The sequence below is a fragment of the Bradyrhizobium sp. MI1.11 genome (assembly GCF_055811255.1).
The window spans coordinates 1-5,508 of record NZ_JBVVPM010000121.1; the positions used below are offsets into that span (position 1 = coordinate 1).

The 5,508-nt window shown below is 64.6% G+C and carries 4 protein-coding genes; all 4 read right to left on the bottom strand.

Annotated elements, in window-relative coordinates; translation table 11 throughout:
* Positions 1–160 precede the first annotated feature (160 nt).
* Entirely contained in the window at positions 161–1,051 is an 891-nt protein-coding gene (locus AC0L30_RS42150; RefSeq protein WP_354128110.1) for a crotonase/enoyl-CoA hydratase family protein, read from the bottom strand.
* 98 nt (positions 1,052–1,149) lie between these two features.
* Positions 1,150–2,571: an amidase gene (locus AC0L30_RS42155; RefSeq protein WP_473406721.1), complete on the bottom strand. Its 1,422-nt coding sequence runs from the start codon at positions 2,569–2,571 to the stop codon at positions 1,150–1,152.
* On the bottom strand, positions 2,564–3,736 hold the full coding sequence (locus AC0L30_RS42160) for a M20 aminoacylase family protein (RefSeq protein WP_473406722.1): 1,173 nt from the start codon (positions 3,734–3,736) through the stop codon (positions 2,564–2,566). The genes AC0L30_RS42155 and AC0L30_RS42160 overlap by 8 nt, the downstream gene beginning before the upstream one ends.
* Positions 3,737–3,749: 13 nt before the next feature.
* The gene (locus tag AC0L30_RS42165) at positions 3,750–5,255 is read right to left on the bottom strand and encodes a M81 family metallopeptidase (protein ID WP_473406723.1); all 1,506 of its coding nucleotides are present in this window, start codon (positions 5,253–5,255) and stop codon (positions 3,750–3,752) included.
* Positions 5,256–5,508 lie beyond the last annotated feature (253 nt).

Genomic DNA, 5,508 nt, shown 5'->3' on the forward strand with positions numbered 1-5,508 from the left:
GGTGCAAACCGCGGCAGGCCATTCCTCACGGAACAGGTCGAGAATAACTGATCGCGCTATTACAAGGGTGGGCAAAGGCGCGTGAGCGCCGTGCCCACCATTTATCGGCAACCGTGACAAGAATGGTGGGCACGCTTCGCTTTGCCCACCCTACGATGCCCTACTTGTATTCCCGCTCTGTCCACCACGGGAAATAATCCGGCATGTCGCTCGATACCTTGTTCTTGAACTGCGCAGGGCGCTTTTCCAGGAACGACACCACGCCTTCCTTCACATCGTCCGAGCGGCCGCGGGCGTAGATGCCACGGCTGTCGACCTTGTGGGCCTCCATCGGATCGTCGGCGCCCATCATGCGCCACATCATCTGGCGGATCAGCGCCACTGACACGGGCGCCGTCTTCGCCGCGAATTCCTTGGCGAGCGCGCGGGCGGTCGGCAGCAGATCATCAGGGGCTACGACCTTGCTGACGAGGCGACCGGCGAGGGCTTCCTGCGCCGGGAAGACGCGGCCGGAATAGCACCATTCCAGCGCCTGCGAGATGCCGACGATGCGCGGCAGGAACCAGCTCGAGGCAGCTTCCGGCACGATGCCGCGCTGGGAGAACACGAAGCCGAACCGCGCGGCATCGGACGCGATGCGGATGTCCATAGCGAGCTGCATGGTGACGCCGATGCCGACCGCGGGTCCGTTCACCGCGGCAATCACCGGCTTCAGGCACTTGAAGATGCGCAGCGTCACCTGGCCACCGCCGTCGCGCACCTGGGAATCACTGTAGTCGACCTTTCCGTCGGCGAAGCGCTTCACCGGCCCGCGCCGTGCGTCGCGATCAAAGGTGTCGGCACCCGACGAAAGGTCTGCGCCCGCGCAAAAACCGCGGCCGGCGCCTGTGACGATGATGGCGCGGACGTCGTCGTCCTTGTCGGCGGCGTCGAACGCGTCGATCAGTTCGGCTTGCATCTGCGCGTTGAAGGCGTTGAGCTTGTCGGGCCGGTTCAGCGTGATGGTGAGGATCTGCTCGGCGATTTCGTATTTAATCGTCTCATACGCCATGGTGGTTTCCTTCCCTGTCCTGAATTCTGTCTCGAAGAGACGTCATGCATGGCTGCCAGCGTCCGTCTTGCGCGGACTGGGCGTGTGGTGGCCAAGCTCTACTTCGCCGGCGGGCTGGGCCAGGGCTTCTGCGGGCCGCGCAGGCTCTCGAACGCCTTGGCCATGCCGAGCACGCCGATATCGTCGAAGCGGCGGCCGACGATCTGCACGCCGATGGGAAAACCCTTGGCGTCGAAGCCGCCGTTGATGGAGATCGCCGGATTTTCCGACATATTCCACGGAACGGTATAGGCGATATGCTCGAAAGGCTTCATGGGATCGTTGGTCGGCGAGGCCCACTCCGCCGGATAGTTCACGTTCGGCGCGGTCGGCGAGATCACATAGTCGAGTTCGCAGAACAGCTTCGATGCCGCGGCGCGGATTGCCATAGTCTGGTTGAAGCCACGGATAACGTCGACACCCGAGAGCTTCGCGCCGGACTCGCCCCACTTGAAAATGTAGGGCAGCACCTTTGCCTGTTCGGCGGGCGTCAGCTTCGACAGATCATCCCACATCCGCGCGCGCCAGAAATTGTCGAGGCCGTCGAGCATCTCGCGCGTGAGGATGCCGTCGACTTCGGTGACGACGGCGGCTGCGGATTCGAACGCTTTCGCCGCCTTCACAGCGACCTCGCGCACCGGTTTCTCCAGCGCCAGGCCAACGCCGGGATCGAGCATCAGTCCGATGCGGAGTTTGCGCGGGGATTTCTCCAGCCCCTTCCAGTTGAGGGGCTCCGCGGGCAGGCTCGTGCCGTCGCGCCGGTCGGGTTTCGCGATCGCGCTCATCATCAGCGCGCAATCGTCGACGGTGCGGGTCATGGGACCGGCGACGCGGCCGACATAGGCGGGATCGATCGGCACGCGTCCAAAGCTCGGCTTCAATCCGACGAGGCCGCACCAGCCCGCGGGCAGGCGGACCGAGCCGCCGATATCAGTCCCGAGATGCAGCGGGCCATAGCCGGCTGCCGCAGCTGCGCCCGCGCCAGCGCTGGAGCCGCCGGGGTTTTTGGAGAGGTCCCAGGGATTACGCGCCAACGCGTGGAAAGACGACAGCCCCGAGGACAGCATGCCGTAATCGGGCATCGTGGTCTTGGCGAAGATGATCGCACCGGCCTCGCGCAGGCGCGCGGCCGGTGGTGCGTCCTTCTCGGCCGGCACCAGCTTGACGCTGGCGGCGCCCAGCGGCACCGGCACGCCCTTGGTCGCGATGTTGTCCTTCACCGTCACGGGCACACCGTCGAGCGCGCCGGACGGCTCGCCCCCCGACCAGCGCGCGGTCGAGGCCTTCGCGGCCTCGCGCGCGCCGTCGGGATCGAATGCATAGAGCGCCTTGAGGTGCGGCTCCCAAGCTGCGACGTGCGCGAGCACGTCTTCCAGCACCTCGCTCGGCGAGAACTGCTTGGCGCGATAGCCCGCGATTAGATCGACCGCGGAGAGATCGTGCAGCGAGGTGACTTCCTCTTCGACGCTCTTTTTATGCATGGGCACCCACCGGCATCCGGGTCTCGATGATCCGGGCGAACATGCTGGCACCGATCGGCAGGATCTTGTCGTCGAGCACGAAGCCGGGATTGTGCACGGGCACCGAGCCGTCGTGGCCGACCCAGAAATAGGCGCCGGGAATGGTTTGCAGCATGTCGGCAAAATCCTCGCTGCCCATCTTCGGCTGGGCGCGGGTGATCACGTTGGCGGGGTCGACGATGGTGCGCGCGACCTCCTCGACCACCTTGGACTGCTCGACCTGGTTGACCAGCACATCGAAGGTGTCGCGGATGTCGACGTCGATCACGCACTGATAGGCGCTCGCGATGCCGGCGCAGATCGTGCGGATGCGTTCGCTGATCAGGGTGCGGACTTCTTTCGAGAAAGTGCGGATGGTGCCGCAAAGATGCGCTTCGCCGGGGATGACGTTGTACGCCGAGCCGGCGTGGATCTGCGTGATCGAGACGACTGCGGCCTGCAGCGGCTCGACGTTGCGGCTGACGATGGTCTGGATCGCCTGCGCCAGCGTGGTCGCGATGATCACAGCGTCCTTGGAGCGTTCGGGCATCGCGCCGTGCGCGCCGTAGCCGGTGATGCGGAGGTCGAAGAAGTCGGCGCTGGCCATCGCAGGGCCGGGCAGGATCGCGATCTCGCCGTGGTTGAGGTCCGGCGCATTGTGCAGGCCGTAGAGCTCGTCGCAGGGAAACTTCTCGAACAGCCCGTCCTTGATCATCGCGCGGGCGCCGCCCAGGCCTTCCTCGGCCGGCTGAAAGATCAGGTGCACGGTACCGTCGAAGTTCTTGGTTTCGGCGAGGTAGCGCGCGGTGCCGAGCAGCATGGTGGTGTGGCCGTCATGGCCACAGCCGTGGAAGCGGCCCGGGATTTTCGAACTCCATTTCAGATTGGTGTTCTCCTCCATCGGCAGCGCGTCCATGTCGGCGCGAAGCCCGATGCGCTTGCCGCTCGACCCCTTGCCCTTGATGATTCCGATCACGCCGGTGCCGCCGAGACCGCGATGCACCTCGATGCCCCAGCTCTTCAGCTTGTCGGCGACGATGCCGGAGGTGCGCACTTCCTCGAAGCCGATTTCCGGATGGGCGTGGAGGTCGCGCCTGATGGCTGTGAGTTCGTCGGCATAGCCGTCGATGCGGTCAATCGTGGGCATGTGTTCTGTCCAGTTAGCGTGAGGAGGGAGTGAAAATCGGGCCGTTCGGCTTGATGCGGATGCCCGGCCGCAGGCGTGTCCATGGCAGCGTGGCTGTGTCGGCCGGCATCGCGCCGGGGGCAGCGCAGATCATCAGCTTTTCCGCGATCGGCTCGAAATCCGCACGGAAGTGCACCGAGCTCTTGTTGACCAAAATCTTCTCTTTGGTCGGCTCGATGCCGACATAGCGGTACATGGCCTGATCGGCGAGCTGCGCCTTGTGCGAGGAGACGACGATTCGGACGTCGCCGATGCGAAGGCAGGCGGACGGGCCCATCTCCATCTCGCGGCCGCCATAGTAGGGCCCGGGCGCGATGAAGCGGCCGTCGGAGAGCTTTTCAACGACGAAGGTCTCACGATAGGGCTCGTCGCCGGGAATGCCGGACTTGCCGCCGAGCGACAGCGTCACGGTGGCGCCGACGCCGGCTGCATGCGCGGCCTTGGCCGATTCCGGATCGTAGATCGCACCGGTCGCGGCGCTGGCCTTGTTGCGGACCAGCGCTCGTAGCATTCCGGTGGTGTCGGAATCGCCGCCGGCGCCGGGATTGTCCTGGGTGTCGGCGATGATGATCGGCTTGCTCGCGCCCTTCGAGAGTTCCATCGCGTGGCGCACGCCGTCATCGGGTGACCAGATCTTGCCGTCGAAATCGTCCTCGTGGCTTTCGATCAGCTTCACGATCGCATCCGCCGCGCGATCGGCATCGGCTTGCGTCTTGCCAAAGGCGAACACGCTCGGCCCGCAATCGCGGAAATCGGCGGCGGGGAAGCCGGGTGCGAAGGACAATGTCGGAACCGCATCGCTCTCCAGCGCGGCAAGCTTTTCGTAGATGCCCTTGGTCGGCTGGTCGTTGGTGCACTGCCAGCTGATCGGGATCAGGAACGGCAATTGCCGGAAGGCTTTTGCGAAACGCTGCTTTGTCTTCAGCAGCAATGCGAGATGTTGCGCGCAGGCGCGGCCGGTCTCGGCCATGTAGACATGGGGATAGGTGCGGTAGGCGATCAGCGCGTCCGCATGCTCCATCATCTCGGGGGTGACGTTGGCGTGGAGATCCAGGCTAGTGACCAGCGGAATGTCCTTGCCGATGACGCGGCGCACGCGCGCCAGGATCTCGCCTTCGCCGTCGTCGAGATGTTCCGTGACCATCGCGCCGTGCAGATCGAGATAGACGGCGTCGATCGGGCCGGCGGCTGCGATTCCGTCGAGCATCGCTTTGACGATGCGCTCGAAGGCGTCCCTGGTGACGTGCGCCGAGGGGCTCGCGCCGCAGGCAATCGTCGGAACGAGTTCCCAGCCGTTGGCCTCGGCGCTGTCGACGAAACCGGCTAGGCCGACATTGATTCGGCGCATCACCTTCAGCACGTCGGGACCTTGCGTCATTGCCGGCCAGCCGCCGCCGTGCTGGAAGTCCGCGAAGGTCGCCTTCGTCGGAGCGAAGGTGTTGGTCTCGTGCAGGAAGCCGCCGACGGCGATACGTGTCATCAACTCAAGTCCAGCAATTGAAAGTGCGCGACGTTAGCCCTGTGCTTGCGGCGAGAGCAAGCCGGGAAGCAATCGCGCCATGCATGGCGTCAGGCCGTTTTGGGAATGCTTGTCGCAACCGCTGTCATTGCGAGCGAAGCGAAGCAATCCAGAATCCCTCCGCGGGGACAGTCTGGATTGATCTTCCCCCAAAAAAGTGGACATGGATCAAGCCGATTTTAGCTCCATCTCGACCGGGCTGATATAGCCGATG

What these genes read in the sequence shown, in the direction of transcription:
- AC0L30_RS42165 (WP_473406723.1), bottom strand. Translation starts at nt 5,255, where the DNA reads ATGACACGTATCGCCGTCGGCGGCTTCCTGCACGAGACCAACACCTTC.
- AC0L30_RS42155 (WP_473406721.1), bottom strand. Translation starts at nt 2,571, where the DNA reads ATGCATAAAAAGAGCGTCGAAGAGGAAGTCACCTCGCTGCACGATCTC.
- AC0L30_RS42150 (WP_354128110.1), bottom strand. Translation starts at nt 1,051, where the DNA reads ATGGCGTATGAGACGATTAAATACGAAATCGCCGAGCAGATCCTCACC.
- AC0L30_RS42160 (WP_473406722.1), bottom strand. Translation starts at nt 3,736, where the DNA reads ATGCCCACGATTGACCGCATCGACGGCTATGCCGACGAACTCACAGCC.